Origin of the sequence: Solibacillus faecavium (assembly GCF_014836905.1) — a bacterium.
In the GTDB taxonomy this organism is placed as follows: domain Bacteria; phylum Bacillota; class Bacilli; order Bacillales_A; family Planococcaceae; genus Solibacillus; species Solibacillus faecavium.
The window spans coordinates 112,407-134,569 of sequence record NZ_JACSPZ010000010.1; the positions used below are offsets into that span (position 1 = coordinate 112,407).

The 22,163-nt window shown below is 35.7% G+C and carries 26 protein-coding genes; 10 read left to right on the forward strand and 16 right to left on the reverse strand.

What is annotated here, in order from left to right:
• Positions 1 to 91: 91 nt before the first annotated feature.
• Positions 92 to 751, reverse strand: a complete 660-nt coding sequence (locus tag H9635_RS16665; RefSeq protein ID WP_191701436.1) for a phospholipid phosphatase — start codon at positions 749 to 751, stop codon at positions 92 to 94.
• A gap of 119 nt (positions 752 to 870) precedes the next feature.
• Between H9635_RS16665 and H9635_RS16670 the strand changes: the two genes are divergently transcribed.
• Positions 871 to 2,082 carry an NAD(P)/FAD-dependent oxidoreductase gene (locus H9635_RS16670; RefSeq protein WP_191701437.1) on the forward strand — a complete coding sequence of 404 codons (1,212 nt, stop codon included), beginning with the start codon at positions 871 to 873 and terminating at the stop codon, positions 2,080 to 2,082.
• A 136-nt stretch (positions 2,083 to 2,218) separates the two neighbouring features.
• Positions 2,219 to 2,623: a PH domain-containing protein gene (locus H9635_RS16675; RefSeq protein WP_225231361.1), complete on the forward strand. Its 405-nt coding sequence runs from the start codon at positions 2,219 to 2,221 to the stop codon at positions 2,621 to 2,623.
• Positions 2,624 to 2,667: 44 nt separating this feature from the next.
• On the opposite strand, the gene H9635_RS16680 is transcribed toward H9635_RS16675, so the two are convergent.
• Entirely contained in the window at positions 2,668 to 4,371 is a 1,704-nt protein-coding gene (locus H9635_RS16680; RefSeq protein WP_191701438.1) for a putative bifunctional diguanylate cyclase/phosphodiesterase, read from the reverse strand.
• A gap of 424 nt (positions 4,372 to 4,795) precedes the next feature.
• Between H9635_RS16680 and H9635_RS16685 the strand changes: the two genes are divergently transcribed.
• The 3 genes from H9635_RS16685 to H9635_RS16695 all read left to right on the forward strand — a co-directional run bounded on the left by H9635_RS16685 (position 4,796) and on the right by H9635_RS16695 (position 7,032).
• A complete protein-coding gene (locus tag H9635_RS16685) occupies positions 4,796 to 5,335 on the forward strand; it encodes a GNAT family N-acetyltransferase (protein ID WP_191701439.1) in 540 nt (179 codons plus the stop codon).
• Between the two features lie 18 nt (positions 5,336 to 5,353).
• Positions 5,354 to 6,526, forward strand: coding sequence for a M20 metallopeptidase family protein (locus H9635_RS16690; protein WP_191701440.1), 1,173 nt, complete (start codon positions 5,354 to 5,356; stop codon positions 6,524 to 6,526).
• Between the two features lie 74 nt (positions 6,527 to 6,600).
• Positions 6,601 to 7,032, forward strand: a complete 432-nt coding sequence (locus H9635_RS16695; RefSeq protein ID WP_191701441.1) for a hypothetical protein — start codon at positions 6,601 to 6,603, stop codon at positions 7,030 to 7,032.
• Between the two features lie 34 nt (positions 7,033 to 7,066).
• On the opposite strand, the gene H9635_RS16700 is transcribed toward H9635_RS16695, so the two are convergent.
• Positions 7,067 to 7,549 (reverse strand): GNAT family N-acetyltransferase, encoded by a 483-nt coding sequence (locus tag H9635_RS16700; protein WP_191701442.1) that lies wholly within the window; start codon positions 7,547 to 7,549, stop codon positions 7,067 to 7,069.
• Positions 7,550 to 7,732: 183 nt separating this feature from the next.
• Here H9635_RS16700 and H9635_RS16705 point away from each other — a divergent pair, with 183 nt between their 5' ends.
• On the forward strand, positions 7,733 to 8,251 hold the full coding sequence (locus H9635_RS16705; protein WP_191701443.1) for a DUF6773 family protein: 519 nt from the start codon (positions 7,733 to 7,735) through the stop codon (positions 8,249 to 8,251).
• A gap of 6 nt (positions 8,252 to 8,257) precedes the next feature.
• A complete protein-coding gene (locus H9635_RS16710; protein WP_191701444.1) occupies positions 8,258 to 8,461 on the forward strand; it encodes a helix-turn-helix transcriptional regulator in 204 nt (67 codons plus the stop codon).
• Positions 8,462 to 8,518: 57 nt separating this feature from the next.
• Here the strand turns inward: H9635_RS16710 and H9635_RS16715 are convergent, their stop codons facing one another.
• From H9635_RS16715 to H9635_RS16725, 3 genes are all read right to left on the reverse strand, one after another.
• Positions 8,519 to 8,659 carry a PQQ-dependent sugar dehydrogenase gene (locus tag H9635_RS16715; protein ID WP_225231362.1) on the reverse strand — a complete coding sequence of 47 codons (141 nt, stop codon included), beginning with the start codon at positions 8,657 to 8,659 and terminating at the stop codon, positions 8,519 to 8,521.
• Between the two features lie 90 nt (positions 8,660 to 8,749).
• Entirely contained in the window at positions 8,750 to 9,286 is a 537-nt protein-coding gene (locus H9635_RS16720; protein ID WP_191701445.1) for a GNAT family N-acetyltransferase, read from the reverse strand.
• A 42-nt stretch (positions 9,287 to 9,328) separates the two neighbouring features.
• Positions 9,329 to 9,778, reverse strand: a complete 450-nt coding sequence (locus H9635_RS16725; protein WP_191701446.1) for a GNAT family N-acetyltransferase — start codon at positions 9,776 to 9,778, stop codon at positions 9,329 to 9,331.
• Between the two features lie 157 nt (positions 9,779 to 9,935).
• Between H9635_RS16725 and H9635_RS16730 the strand changes: the two genes are divergently transcribed.
• Together H9635_RS16730 and H9635_RS16735 are read left to right on the forward strand one after the other, a co-directional pair.
• Positions 9,936 to 11,924, forward strand: a complete 1,989-nt coding sequence (locus tag H9635_RS16730) for a methyl-accepting chemotaxis protein (protein WP_191701447.1) — start codon at positions 9,936 to 9,938, stop codon at positions 11,922 to 11,924.
• A 194-nt stretch (positions 11,925 to 12,118) separates the two neighbouring features.
• Positions 12,119 to 13,054, forward strand: a complete 936-nt coding sequence (locus H9635_RS16735; protein WP_191701448.1) for an S-layer homology domain-containing protein — start codon at positions 12,119 to 12,121, stop codon at positions 13,052 to 13,054.
• 69 nt (positions 13,055 to 13,123) lie between these two features.
• On the opposite strand, the gene psiE is transcribed toward H9635_RS16735, so the two are convergent.
• From psiE to H9635_RS16750, 3 genes are all read right to left on the reverse strand, one after another.
• Complete coding sequence (gene psiE / locus H9635_RS16740) at positions 13,124 to 13,552, reverse strand: phosphate-starvation-inducible protein PsiE (RefSeq protein ID WP_191701449.1); 429 nt, start codon at positions 13,550 to 13,552, stop codon at positions 13,124 to 13,126.
• Between the two features lie 130 nt (positions 13,553 to 13,682).
• Positions 13,683 to 14,270 (reverse strand): DUF4166 domain-containing protein, encoded by a 588-nt coding sequence (locus H9635_RS16745; RefSeq protein ID WP_191701450.1) that lies wholly within the window; start codon positions 14,268 to 14,270, stop codon positions 13,683 to 13,685.
• 359 nt (positions 14,271 to 14,629) lie between these two features.
• A complete protein-coding gene (locus H9635_RS16750) occupies positions 14,630 to 15,517 on the reverse strand; it encodes a LysR family transcriptional regulator (RefSeq protein WP_191701451.1) in 888 nt (295 codons plus the stop codon).
• A gap of 89 nt (positions 15,518 to 15,606) precedes the next feature.
• Here H9635_RS16750 and H9635_RS16755 point away from each other — a divergent pair, with 89 nt between their 5' ends.
• Positions 15,607 to 16,383, forward strand: coding sequence for a sulfite exporter TauE/SafE family protein (locus H9635_RS16755; RefSeq protein WP_318245225.1), 777 nt, complete (start codon positions 15,607 to 15,609; stop codon positions 16,381 to 16,383).
• A 49-nt stretch (positions 16,384 to 16,432) separates the two neighbouring features.
• Here the strand turns inward: H9635_RS16755 and H9635_RS16760 are convergent, their stop codons facing one another.
• The 7 genes from H9635_RS16760 to H9635_RS16790 all read right to left on the reverse strand — a co-directional run bounded on the left by H9635_RS16760 (position 16,433) and on the right by H9635_RS16790 (position 22,163).
• Entirely contained in the window at positions 16,433 to 17,308 is an 876-nt protein-coding gene (locus H9635_RS16760) for a pirin family protein (protein WP_191701453.1), read from the reverse strand.
• A gap of 197 nt (positions 17,309 to 17,505) precedes the next feature.
• Positions 17,506 to 18,180, reverse strand: coding sequence for an LrgB family protein (locus tag H9635_RS16765; protein ID WP_225231364.1), 675 nt, complete (start codon positions 18,178 to 18,180; stop codon positions 17,506 to 17,508).
• On the reverse strand, positions 18,158 to 18,556 hold the full coding sequence (locus tag H9635_RS16770) for a CidA/LrgA family protein (RefSeq protein WP_191701455.1): 399 nt from the start codon (positions 18,554 to 18,556) through the stop codon (positions 18,158 to 18,160). The genes H9635_RS16765 and H9635_RS16770 overlap by 23 nt, the downstream gene beginning before the upstream one ends.
• 157 nt (positions 18,557 to 18,713) lie before the next feature.
• Complete coding sequence (locus H9635_RS16775; RefSeq protein WP_191701456.1) at positions 18,714 to 19,667, reverse strand: acetamidase/formamidase family protein; 954 nt, start codon at positions 19,665 to 19,667, stop codon at positions 18,714 to 18,716.
• Positions 19,668 to 19,685: 18 nt separating this feature from the next.
• Complete coding sequence (locus H9635_RS16780) at positions 19,686 to 20,384, reverse strand: ABC transporter ATP-binding protein (RefSeq protein ID WP_191701457.1); 699 nt, start codon at positions 20,382 to 20,384, stop codon at positions 19,686 to 19,688.
• A gap of 11 nt (positions 20,385 to 20,395) precedes the next feature.
• Positions 20,396 to 21,124 carry an ABC transporter ATP-binding protein gene (locus H9635_RS16785; protein ID WP_191701458.1) on the reverse strand — a complete coding sequence of 243 codons (729 nt, stop codon included), beginning with the start codon at positions 21,122 to 21,124 and terminating at the stop codon, positions 20,396 to 20,398.
• Positions 21,108 to 22,163, reverse strand: a complete 1,056-nt coding sequence (locus tag H9635_RS16790) for an ABC transporter permease subunit (protein ID WP_191701459.1) — start codon at positions 22,161 to 22,163, stop codon at positions 21,108 to 21,110. The genes H9635_RS16785 and H9635_RS16790 overlap by 17 nt, the downstream gene beginning before the upstream one ends.

Below are 22,163 nucleotides of genomic sequence, written 5' to 3' on the forward strand. Positions count from 1 at the left end.
TTATATACAGTAGTGTATCAAACACTACTGTTCATTGCAAGGTAGTGTACAAAAAATAATTGTGCTAAGTAAAAAACTTAGCACAACTTTTTTAAAACCTTTTATAAGCTCTATCATTAGAAAAATGGATGGCTGTCCACATCAATGTTGCAATTAAAAATAATTCGAATGCATTTGTAATCGCATCGCTCCCGATATCGAACGGAACCGCACTGCCGATTGTCATAAAGATGGTTCCGACAAGCATCCACCACCACTTTCTTTTCCAGGCAAGCGTAACTGCAGCAATTAATAACGCCACAAGAACAATTAAAATCATGAGCGGTGGTCCTGAGGCGGCTTCGGTTGTACTATAGTTAAGCACCCCATATGACTCTTTTGGTGCGAGTTCAAGACCGCTTAATTCCATAAAATACTCGACAATCATTGCCACAATCCATAATGCACCAAATGAAAAGGCAACCCATTTTTTATATGCAAATTCAATGTTCGCTTCTCTCATGACAAGTAATGAAAAAATGATCAAAGTTGGGGTAAAGATTGCGTGAAGCCAGAATCGTCCATAACTTAAATTTTTCAGTAACTCCCCTTCTCCAAACAAATGCCCTACCGCTAATATTGCATTATCATAAATAAGGGCAAGAATAACAAAAAATATAATAGCCGAAGCTGTTTTTTTATGTTTTGCAATTCCCCAAATCAAGATAACAATATAAGCTAATGCGAAAAATCCGAAAATGTAAGGATCCAATTACAATACCTCCTCCTAATTTCAACTCTTTCCTCTTTTACCCAATTTTATAAAATTTAAAGATTAGAAATGATATCAAGCGGGAAATATTCTCTAGATGATTATAAGGGGGATTATTTATGGAATTACACAACGGTTTATTGTTTTGGCCTAGTACATTCGTTAAAAAACAACATTCAAACCCACCCATTAAGCCGCATTATGATGCCATCGTAGTTGGCGCCGGTATGAGTGGAGTATTAACAGCAAAGGCATTAATGGATGAGGGATTAACCGTAGCCGTACTAGAAAGAAATGAACTCGGCTATGGCAGTACTGCCGCAAATACAGGGCTTCTCCAATATTCAAATGACATTCAGTTACATGAACTGAGCGAATTGATAGGTGAAGAGGATGCCGTACGCTTTTATAAACTTTGCTATGAAGCAGTTGATCAATTAGAGGAAATAACATCTTCATTACTCGATCAGGCAGATTTTATACGTCGCCCAAGCATTTGTTTTGCAAGTAAAAAGGGCGATGTAAAACTACTGGAAAAAGAGTGTGAAATGTTGGTTAAACACGGATTTCCTGCTGAGTTTTGGAACGAACTTATCGTAGAAAAGCGGTTGCCTTTTAAAGCGCCAGCTGCATTGTACACGAATAATGATGCAGAAGTAAATCCTTATAAACTTGTTGTCTCTTTAGCAGAGCAGCTAATAGATCAAGGAATGGATTTATTTGAAAATACGTTTGCCAATGTTATTGAAAACGAAGGAAATGAGGTTATACTTCGGACAATGAATGGTGACTTTAAAGCATCCCGCATTGTCTATACAACCGGTTATGAGCGCCTTCCATACGGAACAATGGAAGGGGCAGACATTAATCGTTCTTATGCGATTGTTACTGAGCAAAAACCGAGCTTCGAGGGTTGGTATGAAAACGCACTCATTTGGGAAACAGCCCGTCCATATTTATATATGAGAAAGACGATGGACAACCGCATTATAATAGGAGGATTGGATGAAAAGAAGGCATCACCTGCCAAACATGAAACAAAGGTTGATGCAATGGCAAGTAGCCTACTCGATAAACTCCATGAGTTATTACCTAACGAAACCTTTCATGCACCATATAAATATTGTGCATCGTTCGGCGAATCATTGGACCACCTACCATTCATTGGGCAACATCCGCAAGAACCAAATCATTATTATTTGCTTGGCTTTGGCGGCAACGGTACGGTTTATAGCATGCTCGGATCAAAAATTATAGCTGACTTAATCATGAACCGACCTAATGCCGATGCACGTATTGTTACATTAGACCGTAAATATGGTATTAAATAAATAACCGCCATGGTTTGTCTATTAGTTCGCAAAGACATCCATGGCTTTTTATTTTCAGCTTCCTAAAGTTTCATTGATTAGTATAATTACATCCATTTACAATATAATTAATACATTATTTAAGGGGGGAATTATATTGATTTTCAAATCAAAGGTTGATTGGTGGATGGCAGCTATTTTTCTCGCTGTACCTATTTCAATGATTTATGGAGTAATAACGGAACCTAATGCAATTTTAATGCTAGTTACTACAATTGTAATCGTTTTGTTAGCAACATTATTTTTTGGAACAAAATATATTATCGAGGGTGAAGAGCTAATTGTATATGGCGGCATTTATAAGAAACGTATTAACATTAAACAAATACGAAGCTTACGCCCATCGAAAAATCCGCTTTCTGCACCCGCAATGTCAATAGACCGTATCGAAATTACATATAATACTACTTTTAGTGAGGTCATCCTTGTCTCCCCTAAGGACAAAGAAGGCTTTGTTAAAAGACTGCTCGAAATAAACCCAAATATAAAGTTAATTCCATAACTTAAAATACCACGCATGCACAATACATCAACATGCGTGGATCGTTATACTTGTATGCCCTTTTCAATTAATCGTTTTGAAAAATCTTCAATAGTTAATGGTCGGCTGTAATAATAGCCTTGGACAAACTCACAATTAAAATCACGTAGTAGCAATAAGTCTTTATATTCCTCGACACCTTCTGCAACTATTTTTAAATCGAGTGCCCGCGCTAAAGTAATAATAGCTGCTACCATTGCAACATCCGCTTCATTTTTATACATTTCATGGATGAACGAACGATCAATTTTCAACAGGTCTACCGGAAATCTTTTCAAATAGCTCAGTGACGAGTAGCCTGTACCAAAATCATCAATCGCTAATGTAATCCCCATTTCTTTCAATTGCGTTATTGTGCTTAGTAAATCTGCATTTTGATCTAGAAAACTCATTTCAGTAATTTCTATTTCCAATGAATTCGGAGAAATCTCATTGGCTTTTAATATATTTTTCAATCGCTCAATAAAATTTTCTGCTTTTAAGTGGCTTGGTGAAATATTAACAGCCACTCGCATGTTCAAGTTAAATTGTTCATTCCATATCATAACTTGGCGTCCAGCTTTAGCAATGACCCATTCACTAATATCCGTTATAAAACCAACCTCTTCAGCAAAGGGTATAAATTGGTCCGGGGCTACAAAGCCAAGTTCATCATCAAACCAGCGAATAAGTGCTTCCATTCCATCAATTTCATTCGTCTGCAAATTTACTTTAGGTTGGTAATATAGTTCAAATGCCTCGTTAATAATTGCATCATGCAATCTCGTTTCTAATTTCAGCATTTGATTATGTGAAAAACGTTGCTGCTTTTTATACATTACATAGCCTTTATTATTGCTTTTCTTCGCTTCATACATCGCAATATCTGCATATTTTAGGATGTCCTGCGCTGACTGACCATGATCGGGGTAATTCACGGCGCCTATGCTAATCGATGCATAAAATTTATGATTATTTAAATCAAATTGCCGCTGAAATTGAATTTGGAGATCATCCACAATTTTTTCCAGTAATGTGGGTTCCTTTAAAATACAAACAAACTCATCACCACTTAATCGGTAAAAAGTGACCTCATCACTATTTAAAGTTTTCATGCGTTGAGCTATTTCCACCAAAAAAATATCACCTATATGATGACCTAAACCATCATTAATATTTTTAAAGCGATTTACATCGAACAGCATAAGAGTGAACGGGTGATTTTCTACTTCTATCAGTTTATTTAAGTCATTTATTAATTGACGGCGATTTTGTAGTCCTGTCAAATCATCATGATGGGCGATATGTATCATTTCTCCGATTTTCTTCCGAGCTGTAATATCTGAACGTATAGAAATATATTGATACGGTTTTCCTTTAGAGTTTAAAAAAGGGACAATCGTTGTTTGCACCCAATATATTGATCCATCTTTAGCACAGTTACAAATCTCCCCATGCCACGTTTGCCCTGAACCAATTGTACGCCACATTTCCTTAAAAAATGTTTTCGGGTGGTAAGCTGAGTTTAACAGTCGGTGGTCCTGTCCAATTAGCTCATTTCTTTCATATTTAGATATTTCACAAAATCGGTCATTTACCATTGTAATTACACCGCGTTGGTCAGTAACAGCTAAAATGGAGGTTTCGTCTAATGCCAATTTTATATTTTGTAATTCTTCTACTGTAAGTTGCATTGAACCTAGGACATTTGTCTCTTCTATTTTAACCATTCCTCCACCTCACATTTAACTTGTGAATATTTTCTATTACTATATTATATTACCAGTGCCTCTTTAATGAGTTATTATAGTTCTAAATAAACAATATTAATAGTACATATCATTAAATTCGGCTCATTTTCATTAATCTTTACCTTTTACTCCTATTTTTACAATCTACCACAATTATCTCCTTGCCTATCCATATTATTTTCTATTAGAATGGAAGATTTTATAAAATCAATATATTATACACCCTTTAATTTCCTTTTTAGTAAAACTCTATTTATATTTCACTTAATTTTCTGATAAAATAGTATCAACTTAATTATAGAAAGGATGGTTCGGATGAAAAACATGGCAAAGGTGATTGAAAAGTAGACACTATGCTCTTTTCAATCTAGTAAGGAAAAGAACAATTGAAAAGAGGAAAACAATGTATAACGATCAAGAATTAACGATTCGACCAATTAATGAAAATGATATGAAACGCTTATGGGAGCTTATTTATAAAGAGGAGCAGCCTGAGTGGAAAAAGTGGGATGCCCCTTACTATCCGCATAAAGCCAAGCCTTACGAAAACTTCATTCAAACAGGGCGTGAATGGATTGGCGATGATAGCTTTTGGGTTATTGAAGTAGCTGGTGTCGTACGCGGGATTATTACGTATTATTGGGAGCATAAGCCGTCTAAATGGCTAGAAATCGGCATTGTTTTGCACGAAGCTGGCTCTTGGGGTAAAGGCCTCGGCACACGCGCATTGAAATTATGGATTGAACATTTATTTGAATCTATGCCACTAGTTCGGGTTGGATTCACCACTTGGTCAGGCAATGAACGCATGATGCGGGTCGGTGAAAAACTCGGCATGCAAATGGAAGCGCGCATTCGTAAAGTCCGTTATTATGATGGTCATTATTATGATTCGATTCGTATGGGCATTTTACGAGAAGAATGGGAAGCTTTACATCAATAAAATTTAGGGGTGGATGAGATGAGCATTTCGGAAAAACTTCAGGCAAATCTTGGTGAGATGATTGATATTCGAAGACATTTACACATGTATCCTGAGCTTTCTTTTAAAGAAGTAAATACACCAAAACTTATTGCCGAAAAACTCGCTTCATTTGGAATTGAAGTGAAAGAAAATGTTGGCGGTAATGGCGTTGTCGGCTTTCTAAAAGGGGCATTTGATGGACCAACCATTGCATTTCGTGCAGATTTTGACGCACTCCCAATTCAAGATGAAAAAGATGTACCCTACAAATCTAAAATAGAAGGTGTTAGTCATGCATGTGGGCACGACATTCATACTGCTGCACTTCTTGGTTTAGCCAAAGCACTTGCCGATGCACGTGAAGTTCTACACGGCAATATCGTTTTTATTCACCAGTTTGCAGAAGAAGTTGTTCCCGGTGGTGCAAAGGCTATGGTAGAGGCAGGTTGTTTGGATGGGGTCGATTACGTATATGGTGCACATGTTGCTTCATGGAGCGAACTCGGTACGGTGCTGTTTTGCGAAGAATATGCGATGGCCGCTGCAGACTTTTTTGAACTGACAATTCAAGGAAAAGGCGGTCACGGTGCAGCTCCACATGAAACAATTGATCCAATTGTCGCTGCAGCTCAATTTGTTTTCGGTGTACAGCCGATTGTAAGCCGTAATACTGATCCGATTGAATCGACTGTTATTACCGTTGGAAAAATTGAAAGTGGTACTGTCGGCAATGTCATACCTGATAAAGCCTATTTAACAGGGACAGTACGTACATTCAATCCCGATGTGCGCGATATGGTTGAGCAAAAAATGAATAATTTATGCAGAGCCATTGAAATTCAATATGATGCAAAGCTCGATTTCCACTATACACGCGGTTATGATGCAGTTTACAATCATCCCGCTGAAACAGCCGCACTACGTGAAGCAGTAGTAGTTCATTTACCAGAGCTTGAAGTAATTGATGCCCCGCCTCGTATGGGCGCTGAAGATTTCACGTATTATTTGCAGGAAAAACCAGGTACATTTTTCTTTATTGGTGGAGGTAATGACGATATCAATGCTATTTACCCGCATCACCACCCGAAATTTGATGTTGATGAGCAATCTATGTTGCATATTAGTAAAGTCTTTTTACAAGCCTTAACACTCCATGGAGTAATCAAATAAAAGTTTTTTAGGATCTATCTAAGTCTACTTTCCAGATAGATCCTTACTTATTTACCAAAGGAGAGGAGAGTTGTATGAAGGCTCTTAGAATAGTCGCTTTGCTTTCCATTGTACTTATAGTCATTTTTATCATAACAAATAGCGGTGTGCCTAATGCATCGGTTACTACTGATGATAGAAGGGTGACGGTTTTGAAAAGTTCTTATTGTTGGAATGAAATCTGGAGACAGCAATGTGTCGATTACATCTCACCTTCCGAACAGATAAAAGAAAAGAGGGTAGTTCCAACGGTTGTGGCACCCCAAAGCAAACTTCAAATCAAGTTTAATAAAAAACCAACTGAAGAGATTTCTATATCAGTTTGGAACAATGAAAATATCGGTGAAATAGAATTTGTGAATAATACAATTACTGCCCCAAAGGAACGCGGCAATTATATTTATGTTGTTTCCAGTCGTTGGAGTAAAGGAAGTGCCTCTTATGTGTTTAGTATAGAGGTGAAATAATTATACAACCACTAACAGTAATCTTGTTGGTGGTTTAATTTTCTCCCCAATCAACCTCCTTTTCCATCGTTACTGTCTCCATAACAAAACCTAACGGGCTCGTCATTACTTCTTCTTGTGAAATATGGTACCCAAGCTTCTTATATAAACGAATATTATCCCCTTCCGATTTCCGAACTTTGCAGCGGACATAAGGTATCTGCTCTTCTATTGCCTGCTTTTCGATATATCTTACAATCGCACTTGCGATTCCTTGCCCTTGGAATTCAGGCAACACTGATAATCTTGAAAAGTAAAAATGATCTTTAAAACATCTAACCTTTACAACCCCAGCAAGCTGTCCTAGAACTTCTGCACCAAATATAAGTACATTACTTTCAAGCTCTTTTTTAATTGTTGATGCCGTTTCAGTTAACGCACTCGAGGGCATCGGATCATCTTCATAACGTTTAAAAGCTGCATGAATTACTTTTATAATTTGCTCCCCATCTGTAACGCCTCTAATCGTATCAAGCATTTATATAACCTCCGCATTTGAAATTAATGTATAAAAATAACATAACATTAATTAAAATACAATAATAGTCATTTCATTGAATTTTTTAAGTAAAAAATAAATTACTTTATGACATATATAAATTGCATTATGTAATTTATATTGTATAATTGAATTATCAAATTAAATAAAGGGGCGTTATTTATGGGGCTATTTAAACGAAAAATTGTTGATGAACGTGTGCAAAATTTACAAAACAAAATTTACCGTGAAATGTACTATATCGTATCCATTATTTGTTTTATCTCCATCATTACAAAATTAGTGATTTACGGTCGTGGTATTGAGTCGGTAGCAATTGAACTTATTATTTCATTAACATGTAGTATATATTATATCTACCGAGCAATGTACACCGGGGTTTTATCAGAAGAGGTAGAAATTCATGATGCCAATAGTAAGTATCGCTATAGCACGAAAACGATTATTTTCGGTATTCTGATTGGTGTCGTAATTGCTTTAGCAATGGGATTAAATAGTGGTATTAACTATGCAGATAGTAACGCACAGGCAATTGAATATTTCTTTATGGTTTCTTTAATCTCACTACTTTTTTATGCGCCATTTCTAGCTTTATTTTTATATATAATTAATCAGTCTGCTGTGAAGAAAAGTCAGCAAGTAAATGATAAGATGTTAAAAGATGATGAAGATACGTGGTGAATGCAGATGAAAAATGTACGTTTAAAAATGGCTCGTATTGAACATGATTTATCGCAGGATGAATTGGCTAAAAAAGTAGGAGTAACTCGACAAACGATCGGACTCATTGAGCTTGGCAAATACAATCCAACATTAAGTGTGTGCATAGCGATCTGTAAAACATTGAATAAAACGTTGGACGATTTGTTTTGGGAAGAACAGTCTGAATAAAAGAGGACGCGTAAAAAGGCTAGTAAAAGTTATTTGCTTTTACTAGCCCCTTTTATTCTATAAATCCAATAAGTATAGCTGATCATCTGTATTAGATGGATTTCCTCGACCATCTGTATTGTTTGTAATAAAGTATAGTTTATCTTCTTCTATCCTAACATCCCGTATTCGACCGACATCATTAACGATCTCTTCCACTTCTTTTGTATCTAAATTAAAGCAAGTATCGCCGTCCCTCGCAGTGCAGCAACATATAGCTTTCCATTGTGTACGCTCCGTAATATAAAATTATTTAATAAAATCTTCCGCTAAAATAGCTAAATAATCCATATCATCATATACACCATCTTTTAAAAACTCTTGTCTATGGCGCCCTTCCCATATCATTCCTGACTTTTCCATTACTTTTCTTGAAGCTGTATTTCTAACCATGCAGCGGCTATAAATTCTATTTAATTGATGTTCCTGAAATCCATATTCTATTATTTTCTTGCATGCTTCTGTTGCATACCCTTTGCCCCACTCCGAAACATCAATAAAATAACCTACCTCAGCATTTCTGTGATTTTTTGAAATCGTAACTAACCCACAATTTCCAATATAACGGCCATTTTCTTTTAGAAATACTGCAAATTCATAGGCTTTTCCTTGTTCAAAACTTTTCTGTAAATAAGAAATCCAGCTATCCACCACTTCTCGGGGATAAGGATGCGGAATCATCACCATTGTATCAGTAATTTCCTTACGCTTCACGACCTCGTAAATATCATCTGCAAATTCTTTTTCATAAGGCTTTAATAAAAGTCTTTCTGTTTCTAAAGTCATCGCCATGCCCCCTGCCCCATTAATAATTGTTCTAATCAAAATTTATCCCATAAAATATTCCATATAAATATCATTTTCTTTAAATCCAATTTTCTTATATAGTGGTTTTCCCATCGGTGAAGAGATTAAAAATAGGTGATGAACATTTCTAGCCTGTGCTTCATCTATTAATCGCTCCATTAACTTTTTCGCTAATCCCTGGCCTCTACTTTCAGGCCTTGTATACATATTCAATATATATCCTCGAATACCTGTTGGGTTAAAATAGCTGGGTGGAAATGAAATAAATTGAATCGCTCCTGTCGCAATAATATGATTTCCCTCTTGTATTAACCATTGTACAAATTGACTTGATTTTAATTGATTCTCAAAAAAAGCTGTTAATTGTTCATCTATATTCGAAGACATATGTTGCCCTTCCTCGATCAATAACCGCTTACGCAAATCAATTAACAATTCCATATCGTCTACTGATGCCAATCGAAATTCCATTACTATACACCTGCCTTAATTCTATTTATCATTAATTACTTTTTTTTATTAATCTATATACTATAACAATTTGTTCACTAAAATGTTTTTGCAATATTCATTATTTATTATTATTATTAGAAAAGTAAAAACTTACTACTAATTTAAGGATGAGTCTATGAAAATATCAGTAAAATGGAAAATAATAGGGATAGTTATCATGATTATTATTATTGGCTTAGGATCATTGGCAACCATTAGTTCCATTATTATTTCGAACAAAACAGAAGAAAGCGTTGTGAATCAAAGCAAGACCATTGTGGAACAGTTATCAGCGAATGTTCAAACGGTTTTAGAAAATTATGGTAACTCTCTTCAAATAATTGCACAATCTGATGAAATTGAAAACTACTATTTGAATAATAGTGTGCTTTTTGACGAAGCGGATACAACACTTCGTCAGGATTTTCAAACATTTTTAGCTACATATCCTAATGTATCTGGAATTTATACTGCTGACGTTGACGGGTTGATGTATGAGCCACACTTTGATGGTCTCGAAGATATTGATGCGACAACACGCCCTTGGTATCAGCTTGGTCTAGAGAATCCGGATGTCGTAAGCTGGACAGAGCCCTATTTGGATGCGGCAACTGGTACTTTTACTATTACCGGAGTGACAGGCATAAAAGTAAATGACCAAGTAATCGGGGTACTTGCAGCAGATATTTTATTAACAAACTTAACAGAAATGGTTTCAGCAATGGAGCTTGGGTATAACGGATATCCTGTTATTTTTGACAGTACAGGCTTAGCAATTGTCCACCCCGAGCTCGCGGGTGAGGACTTATCGGGGGAACCGTACGCTAAGCAGTTACTGCAAACAACTGATTCTGCAACTATTAAAGAATCAATAAATAATGTGGAGAGCATTATCGTTTCAAATCGTATCGATAATGTAGATTGGACCATAGCCACGATTTATGATAAATCCAGTCTCAACAGTACAGCAACTGATATTCAAAAGATTATTTTCTTAATTACAATCGGAATATTAAGTATTACCTTTATCGTGCTATATTTCTTTATTTCAAAAATTGTTCAACCGCTCTTTACTCTCGGTACATTAATGGGGAAAGTATCTCAAGGAGATTTAACTGTTCATATTGATGTAAAATCAAAAGATGAAATTGGACGTTTAGCTCATCACTTTAACTCAATGATTGGGGAAATGAAAAATATTATTAGTATTGTAAAAACTTCTTCCGCACAAGTAGACGATCGCTCACAACATTTAAGTGCGATGGCTGAACAAACGAGTGCCTCTTCCGTACAAGTGGCACAAGCTGTAAATGAAATAGCAATTAGTGCTGCGAGTACATCTGATAAGGCAGACACTGTAACTGAGCAATCAACAAGTTTAAGCGAGAAAATCAACAATATGAACAATCTTTCTACTCAAGTTGAACAAACAACAAAAGAAGCAGCGTCCCTTAATCAGGTGGGTCGTCAGAAGATGGATAACCTTTTAGAAAGCTTTACAGAAAATGATCAGGAACTAATAGAGCTGACAAAAGTGATTATGTTGTTAGAGTCAAAAATTGGTTCAATCGATTCTATAATGAATACGATTTCCTCTATATCTTCCCAGACAAATTTACTTGCACTTAATGCTTCCATTGAGGCTGCTCGTGCTGGTGAGCATGGCAAGGGATTTGCGGTTGTTGCAGAGGAGGTACGCAAACTAGCTGAACAATCGGCTGAGGCAACAGAATCCGTTAAAAAAACGATTCATCAGCTTCAAAGCCAGTCTCATGATGTGACAATCCGTATGAATGAAATGAAGCGGTCTTTTAATGAATCAAATGAGGTCGTTAATACAACAGGCGAACTGTTCGCACAGCTATCTAATTTAATTGACCGTGTAAACCATTCATTTATTGCTGTTCATGCAGAAATTGATAATGTAAATAAATACAAAGACCGTGTGCTTGATACAATCGAAGAAATGTCGATGAATTCACAAACAGCCGCTGCTGCTTGTGAAGAAGTAAGTGCATCGACAGACGAACAGTTACATGCGATTCAATCGGTCGCACAGGCATCAGAGGAATTAAATCAATTGAGCACTGACCTTGCAACAGCTGTTAGTCGTTTCAAAATTTAAAGGAAGAAAAGATGTTTCCAAATAAAAGTGCAGCCAGTGTACATTAAATTGTACTTTGGCTGCACTTTTTAATTAGTCTATTCACTCAGATTATTAATGAAATACAAAGCTTTTCTATCAATTTATTGATTATTCTGGTAATAATATGGTATGTTAAAGGAAAATTAACCCAAATAATTAAAGGAGCTGGATAAATGAAAAGAACTTTTGTATCTCTTAGTATAGCATTGGGATTGTTATTTTCGACAAGTGCCGGCGCAAATGCAGCAAACGTACATTACAAAGACGTCAAGAAATCCGATAACTTTTATCCATCTGTTCAATATTTATTGGATCAAAAGGCCATTAGTGGAACTTTGCCTAATTTTAGACCTTATGAAAATATTACACGCGGGCAAGTTTCCAGTATATTGACAAAGGCATTGGACAATCGCTTAAAAGAGGTAGAATACTCAGATTTGTATTATGGAATCGACTATATAGACGTGCCGAAGACAGATCAATTTTACCCTTATATTGATAGACTGTTCTTTAATGGGATAATGCGTGGCTATACTGTCGGAAATTCTTCCGACTGGGCATTTGGTATAAATCAACCTTTAACACGCGGACAATTTGCCGGAATCATTATAAAAGCCTATGACATTCCATTAATTCAGCGTCACAGTTACAAAGAAAATGGAGCTGTTAAATCGGATATCTTTAACGGCAATTACTTTACGGATCCATGGGGACAACAAATTGCCACACTTGAAACACTCGGAATTATATCTGGCTATCAGGATGGCAACTTTAAACCTAGTACGCCCATTAAGCGTTCACAGTTTGCCAATATGCTAGTAAAGGCTGATAGAGATGAGCTAACCTTTTTTAATCAATCCACTCTTGTGAGGGAATTTATAAAGTTAGGTATTAATGCAGACGTTGCAGTTGAAAAGCTGAAATCCCTTTCAAATAATGAGGTGCTAAAATATATCGCTTCTTACAAAGATATTCGTTATATAGATACGGTTAATATGGCGGCAACAGTCCGAAAAGAAGGGGAAATTATATTTAAAGATATTCAAGTGAAACTTATTGTTTCAAAAGATGCGGATGATAAGTGGCTAATAAATGTAGTTACGAATTAAAGAACTTGCTATTACACTTTAAAATAAGCCTCAAGCCCTTTCAAGACTTGAAACTTATAATCACTGTCTTTAATATTTCTTCACTGGTCTCTCTCTTGGAGTTATATTAATAATATAGTAACCAATGATTAAAATTAATATAACTCCTGCGAAAATAAGTGTATCTAATGCAGAATCATGTTCGACAATAATGAGCCGGAGCATTGCCGTAATCCCGATGTACATAAAGTAACGAAGCGGGAAATGATAATCCTCTTTAAAGTATTTCACAATCATTGTTATAAACTCGAAATACAGAAAGAAAACTAAAATTTTTGCTAAAAAGTATTTATACTCTTGCTTCCCACTGTTAATTATAAACTTTAAAAACTCGACCATCTCGACGATGAGCATGACGCATAGAGCTAACGCCAGTACCGTTAAACCAATATTCAAAATGACTTGCAAAACTTTTGGGATTAATTCTTTGAATGGCTTAGGATTGGTTAAAAGCTTCATTGTACACACCTCCAGATGTTATATTTTCAGATTATTCCATCTGTTTATGTGTGTCAATTTTGTAAGCGATTACTATTCCAAAAAATTTTTTCTCTTTGTTTTATTGATTAAATCTCGTGCAGAAAAACTGCTAAAAAGGTTCTGTTTCTTCGAACTCCCCAATATAGCTGACAATTTTACCGAATAGGGGATTATAGGTAGCAATTTCAATTGTATACATTTGTTTTTGTTCATCAAAGCTTTCTACCGCGCTGCCACGCCCTTCTAAAATCGAAGGTAGCGGAATTTCAACAGTACGTGCGACAAGCTTTTGTGCCCCGGATTTTGTAATAAGACCACCATCTTTCGTTGTGAAAAATTCTAAATCCGCGGATACAATGGCGGGTTTACCTAAATAATCTCGTGCTGTTAGATTGTTTAAATTAACATGCATTGCAGTTGTAAAGGTTCTTGTTGCGGCAGGAAAGTAAAAAGTTCTTTCAAATATTACAGTGTCCTTGCCATCCCATGTGTTTTTAAGTGTAAAAGGAATGTTTTTGCCGTTTTCAGGAAACAGGAAATTCACATACTTTCCGAGTAGATAAACAGGCTTTATAAATGGAGAACCTGTTTGAATCTCATGCATGACGCCCTTTGCATAAAAGGGCATTGTATATCGATGCTGCAATTTTGGATGGAGTTGCCCGAACTGTTTACCTAGCAGAGATTGATAGATCATAGAAATCCTCCTAATAGTGCATCCAAAAAAAACAGGATTATGTGCTATTTTGTGGAACTTATTATTGAAACACGAAATTACCTTCATTAAATACGGTAAATTATTTATACGTTAGAAATGAGGAGGCATTCTTTTGATAGTTAATTTATTAGAAAACATTTATCAAATATCAGCGATAATATTATTATTGTGCGCTATCTATTATTATAGACATTTTAAAAAGATGAAAAGGGAAAGAAAGCTGAATTCATCCGAGCTTTCAATATATATTATTACTAGAATTGCTATTATTCTTTTTGCAGCTAGTTATATGCTTCTATTTTTGGATAGAAACTACGGTTAAACACTATAAAGGGAAGTTAGATTTCTAAGTCTCCTAATTTCCTTTTTAAAAATTGAGTAAACGGATACTCATTCTGATCGGCTTTCCTTGTACAAATAAACAGGCTTTGACTGATTTCTACTTGATCTACAAATACACGCGCAAGACTGCCTTGTACCAATTTCTCCTTTACGCTGACGGCTGGTGCAATGGCCATTCCATAACCAGCTTCAACGACTTTTATTGATTCAAGTACACCTTCCATTTGTAATCCGAATTTTGGTAGCGGACAATTATGTGTATAAAAAATCGCCTCAAGTAAATCCAGCGTTGAACTGCCCCGTTCTCTATAAATAAAATCATGCCTACTCAATTCAAAAATTGATACTTCTTTATTTGCTAGAGGATGAGTTGGATTTACCACAAACCAAAATGGGATATCCAGTATTTTCTCAAAGGATAAATCTTCATGACCTATATTACTCTGTACAACAAAGCCAAAATCGACTTCATAATTCAGGACGAGCCGCTCTACTGACTGCACATTACCTAACGATACATATACATCGATTTGTGGGTTTTCCAATTTATAACCTGCAATTATTGACGGTAAAATATAATTCGTTGATATATAGGAAGAAGCTATTTTTACGTTCTCCTTCTTCGCCAAAAACGTTTTAAATTTCTCATCAATTTGTTCCTCTAAATAGAATAAGCGCAGTCCTTGTTCATAAAGAAATTCCCCTTCGGAGGTTAGTTGTATCCCTCTTCCCTTTCCAGTTATGAGCTTGACCCCGATTTCCCCTTCAAGTTTGCGAATCTGTGCGGTAACAGCTGGCTGGCTAATATGCAGGATATTTGCCGCTTCAGTAATACTGCCTAGCTTTGCGACATTTGTAAAAATTCTTAGTGTATGTAAATTCATATTCTCACCCATTCATAACTAAAATTTATGAATAAACAAAATATATATATTTGTTTTATGAGTAGTATAGCAGTATTTTGTCATTAGGGGTGATTTGTTTGGAAAACTTACTACTGGAGTGGCTATCATTTGATGGTCTCATATTATTTGGAATTGGTTTACTAGCAGCACTTGTGGGTGTAATGTTTGGAGCAGCAGGATTTGTATTACTTCCTTCCTTATTACTGGTCGGCATCCCCATCCATGCAACCGTTGCAATAAACAAATTTGCAACAGGCATATCTTCATTTTCGACAGTAATTGTTCTGACAATGAAAAAGAGAGTGGATCTGAAAAAAATGATTCCGTTCATGCTCATCGCTGCAGTTGGCGGTATAAGCGGAGCCTTTTTAGCAACAAGACTGTCGGAACAAACGATGAATATTGTAGCGTGTATTGTATTAATCGTAATGTTCATTTTCGTTATAAAAAGTAATAAAAAATCAGTTGTTAACGAACAACCTGAGATTGAAGAGAAAACTACTTTAATAGCTCCATTTCTCATAGGAATATATGACGGCGGGCTTGGAACGGGGTCCGCGCTTTTAAATATAACGTACTTTCTGAAAAAACAATTCAGCTATGTAATGGCTGCAGAAATGACCCGCTTTGTCATGTTTGCAAGCTGTACGACCGCATTTTTGTTTTATCTTTTTTATGGGATTGTTAATTGGGGGGTTGCCGTTCCAGTAGCTGTTGGATCAATCGTCGGCTCCCAAATTGGTCTTAAAATTATCCCTTATTTAAAGGGTAAATGGATTGAGATTTTGCTTCCTATTATCTTCTTCTTATTAATTGTCCAAGTTATCGCTGATTTACTATTTTAATTTATAGAAAGAAACCAGATGATTTAACTCCATCTGGTTTCCTTTGAACTTACTTCTCTTTTACGGCCGGTGCGCCAAACTTTCCTTGCTGAAAATCTCGGAATGCCTCTTTGATTTCTTCCATTGTATTCATTACAAATGGTCCACCAAGAGCAATTTCTTCACGGATTGGAACGCCTGAATAAATTAACACTTTCGAACGCGAGACTGCTTTGATTTTCAACTCACTTTGATTAGTTTCTGAACCTTCTTCGTAAAAGGACAAAGTAGCTGCCCCTGTTTTAGTAATCGTTGTCTCATTATCCCCGAACGCCATTTCTCCTGCTAGCATATATAAAAATGAATTATGGTTTTCAGGTAAAACATGTGTATACTCCGCTCCTTCGCGGAGGCTAATTTCCGTCATCGTTATCGGGACTAAACTTTTCATTGGGCCTGTTACTCCTGCAATCTCCCCTGAATATACTCGAATGGAGCCCCCTTCAAAATTTACAACAGGCGCATCTTCTACATATATATTTTGATAAGTTGTTTCTGTATGTTTCAGGCTTTTCGGAAGGTTCAACCATAACTGTAATGTATGAATAAGATCATCATCATAAGCTTCTTCCGCATGTCTAGCTGCCCAACCTGCATTCATATATTGAACATCGCCAGCATCTAATATGCTATATCCGCCTGCATTATCGATATGTTCAAGTCTTCCATCGATCACATACGTTACCGTTTGGAAGCCTCGATGTGGGTGATCCGAAAATGTTCCACGTTTGAACCAGTCTTCCGCCATTAAAATAAATGGGTCAAATTCTTTATTCCTGTCTGGAGAAAGGATGAAGCCTTGCTGAATATGAGGGTAACCATTCTTGTTATATTTCGGATACCAATAATCTTTTACTTCTCTTTGAAACGTTGAATCACTCTTCATTTTAAAGCCCCCTTTGATATACTCTGCCGCCTATTAACAATTGTTTACACAACACTTATTGCATAATTAAAGTATAGATATATTCTAATTACCTCTCAAGCAATGCAACTTATCTATAATAGGTAAGTAAAAAGATAAAAGCGTTATCTCCAAATGGAATAACGCTTTTATCCTATGATTTTCGTTTAATTAATTTTTCACATTATTAGTAGAGAAAAAAACGGAACAACAATAGCACCAATAATTGCGCTTAGTCCCATAGATAGCGAGCCTATTGATAATTCCTTTTCTCCAAATTCCTTTAGTTTTGATACCCCTGCCCCATGACTGACACTACCCATAGCAACACCACGACTAATCGGAGTATTAATTTTTGCTATTTTATATAAAAAAGGTCCAAGCAATACGCCTGTATACCCTGCTATCATAACTAGTACAGCTGTCAGCGGTGCAACGCCTCCAATCGATTCACTTACCTGCATTGCAACAGGTGTAGTCATAGACTTTGGCAACGCTGTATAAATAAATTCCTGTGAGGATTTAAATAGCTTTAGTATTATATAAACACTCACTAAACCTGTTAGCATAGCTATGCATATACTTGAAATAATCGCCATTTTATACTTGTTGATTAGTAAACGCTGATTATATAGAGGATATGCTAAAGAAACCACAGCTGGACCAAGCATGATTTGAATCCATTCAGCTCCAGCCATATACGTCTCATATGGAATATTAAATATTAATAATACCGCAATTGAAAAGACGGTTACGGTGAAAAATGGTACAAGTAAGGGACTATTTATTTTTAAATATAATCTATTCATTAAAATATATAATGCAACGGTACTAATGATTATTAAGATTTGCATAGTCCCCTCCATTTATTTTTTCGCCTTCTTTATTTTCTATAAATTGACTCGCCTTTCCAGTTATCACTAGCGTTACTGCGGAACTAACAAAAATTGCAACCATTAATAATATCCCTTCTAATCTTAATAATTCAGGGTATTCGATCAAACCAACAGTTGCCGGAATATAAAATAAAGTTAAATATAAAATCATAAAACTTGCTCCATCTTTAATATATTCAACTTTTATAATACCGGTCATCAAACAAATCCAAAGCAATAGAAGACCAATTATACTAGAAGGAATAAATATTCCAGTCCAGCTTACAATAACCTGACCTATAAAATAGAAAATCCATAAAATAAATATTTGGGCAATAATACGTATTATTTTCATAGAGGCCCCTTCTTTCTAAAACGGACATTAACGGATATTTAGCTTCTACAAATAAGCCATAATCGGAAAAAGATAAAACAATTACAATAAGATAACTTAACACTGTAATTGTTTTTATCTTCACACTTTCTAAATATTCAGAAATATTAAGAGGCAATTATTCATCTTTTAAAATGACATCTGCATATTTCTTTTCAATTTTCGCTACAAGCGAGTAATTTGTATCTACCATATTTCCTACATAAAGCTTTCCGATTTGGGTAAGTGCCTGATAAGCTTCAAACTTATCCCATCCCATTTCCTCCATCCAGTAAATCAACTCAGAGTACGCAATTTTAGCTGCATCCTCCATTGGCCTTGCACTACCTACTACCATATATTCTGTTTCACTTTCTATACGTGGCCATTCAATACTTTTTTGTTTAATAAGTTCAAACTTTAGTGTTACGCGCGCTGATACTTCAAGAGCTACACCGCATAATTCTCCATCTCCTTGACCGGCATGACAGTCTCCAGTATAGAAAAATGCCCCTTTATTTTTAACAGGTAAATAGACTTTATTTCCTGGTTTCACATCCGGAACATCCATGTTTCCGCCATGTTTATGCGGGGTTAATGAAGATATTGATTCTAATTCAGGTGCTGTACCAATAGTTCCTAGGAAAGGTCGCCATGGGAAAGATAATTGCTTATTATGAGTTACCATCCCGTCCTCAATTTTATAAATCCAAACCTTTTCAGGTAGTGGTTCTTGTAGAGAAGGAGTTAAATCTGTGGAACTTAATCCGCCAAAACTTTCTTTTAGCGCACTAACCGCCCAATCTCGGTCAGGTTGAATATCTATAATATGAACTACTAATGTATCGCCAGGCTCTGCTCCTTCTATATAGATTGGACCTGTTTGAGGATTTAAGCCTTTTACATCGACCAATACAACAGACGGAAGATCATTTTCATTTGTAACTCGATTGCCAAATGCATCTTTTGTGTGAATTTCTACAACCTCACCTGGTTTTACAACGGCAATTGGTTCTAAATATTTAGAATAAACATAGCTATGTTCTCCTGGTTGAGTGATTACTGTTACTTGGTTCTCTTGAATTTTTACCATTTCATATCCCTCCATTATTTAAACTGCTAAATACTCTTTCAGTAAATCATAATTTTTTATGTCATCACCCTGAATCTCCTGGGCAATCTTCCCTTTATCCATTGCGTAACAGCGTTGGGAAATAGCTTGTATAAGTCCAATATGCTGTTCAACCAACAGTACGGTAATACCTAAATCTTTATTTATTTGTTTAATGATTTCTCCAATTTCTTGTACCAAATTTGGCTGGATGCCTTCAGTAGGTTCATCTAAAATTAATAATTCAGGATTCCCTACCAATGCCCTCCCTAATGATAAAGCTGCCTGTTCGCCTCCGCTTAATGTTCCTGCTTTTTGTTTACGTCTTTCGAATAATTTAGGGAAATAATTATAAATTATTTCAAAGTCTAAATTTCCGCTTTTCTTATTAATTAATTTTCCCATCCTTAAATTTTCTTCAACAGTTAACATGGGAAAAACTTGATGACCTTGTGGTACGTAGCCCATACCTTCCCATGCACGCTCATGAGCTTTTTTATTCGTTACAGCTTTTGAATTATAAATTAGCTCCCCTTTATTTATAGGAACTAAGCCAATAATTGACTTAACTAATGTGCTCTTTCCAATTCCGTTACGACCTATTATAGAAACAATTTCTTTGGATTCTATAACTAAATCTAAATCCCGCACAATCATTATTTTTCCATATCCTGCTTCCATATTATTGATTTTCAGCATTAGACCACCTCCTACGATTGTCCAAGGTAGATCTCTACTACCTTTTCATTGTTTTCAATATCTTCAATCGTCCCTTCAGCAAATTTTTTACCTAAGTGTAATACTGTAACTTGTTGTGCTAGAGACCGAACAAACTCCATATCGTGATCTATGAATAGAATCGTAATTCCATTGTTATTTATCTTTTTAATTAAGTTTGAGATAAATTGAGTTTCTTCAGGTCCCATTCCAGCGACAGGTTCATCCAATAGAAGCAACGTAGGGTCATTTGCGATTGCCATCCCCATCTCTAAAGATTGTTGTTGACCATGCGACAAATTATTAACCGTTTCACCTTTTAAGTGTGTTAAATTAAATTCTTCCAATAAGTAATTTATTTTTTCCTCTAATGCCTTTTTTGAATACGTACGTTGTGCAGCAATTCTTAAGTTTTCATAAACTGTAAGGTCTCCAAAAACACCCGGCACCTGCATTTTTATGCTAATCCCTTCTTTAAAACGATCCCACTTCTTCATATGTGCAAGTGATTTACCTTTGTACAATATTTGACCATCACTCGGGTCAAAGATTCCCATGATCATTTTAAAAATAGTACTTTTCCCTGCGCCATTGGGGCCAATTAAGCAATGCAGCTCCCCTTTTCTAATAACTAAATCCACTTCATCTACAGCTCTTAACCCTCCAAAGGATTTACCAACATTTGATAACTTCAATATAGGTTCACTATTTTGTACTTGCATCTTGTAAAGCCCCCCTCTTTTTCGGGTTTTTTTGAAGTTGTTGATAAAGGGAGCTAACACCTTTATCACTTAATGAAAATAGCGTTTGAATAAGGCCATTAGGCACAAATAACATTACAACTATTAACACCACTCCTAAAATAATCAGTGCATATTGGTTACCGGAAGCAGCAAGTTGTTGTGAACCCCAATAATAAATTAAAGTAAAAATAATCCCTGCAGAAAGATTTTTACGACCAGCAGCAGCTACTAAAACTATAGGGAGTGTTGCAGCAGTTAAGTTTAATGTTGCAGGTGTTAAATAACTCCCCCAGATGGCGTATAATATCCCGCCTAAAGCAGCAATTGCTCCACCTAATGCAAATACAGCAAGTTGATATTTTGGAACGTTATAGCCTAACAGTTGTGTACGATCACGATTTTCACGAATGGCAATAAGAGCATAACCGTATCTTGAAATCATCAAATATTTAATCCCGATAAATACAGCTATTATGGCTAGGAGAATGAAGTAATATAAACTATTGCCCTGTAGCACAAAACTGCCCATTTGAATTGTAGGTATTCCATTAATACCGTTAAAACCGCCTAATAAAATATTACCTATCTTCCATTGTGGTCCTGCAGTTTGCGCTAAAAATGTTTCGATTCCAACTGCCAAACACAATGTAATTAACCCTACAAATACATCGTTAATGCCTCCGTAGAAAATAAAGTAACCTATAACTGTAGCAATTAAAGCACCAAATAAAACACCAATAATCAGTGCAATAAAATTAAATTGTGCATTATTAATGTTCATCGTTAAGATGGCGTAAAAATAACCGCTTAGTCCAAAAAACAAAGCTTGTCCAAAACTAAAGATGCCACCATACCCCCAGACCAGGCTTACACTTATTGATAATAAAACCATCGTTAGAAAATAGGACAGATTCAATACATTGTATGCAGTAGTCATTAGAGGATAAATTAATAGAGTTAAAAATAATCCAATCATCACTATATTTTCAGTGTTTAATTTAAATAGTTTATTTTGCAT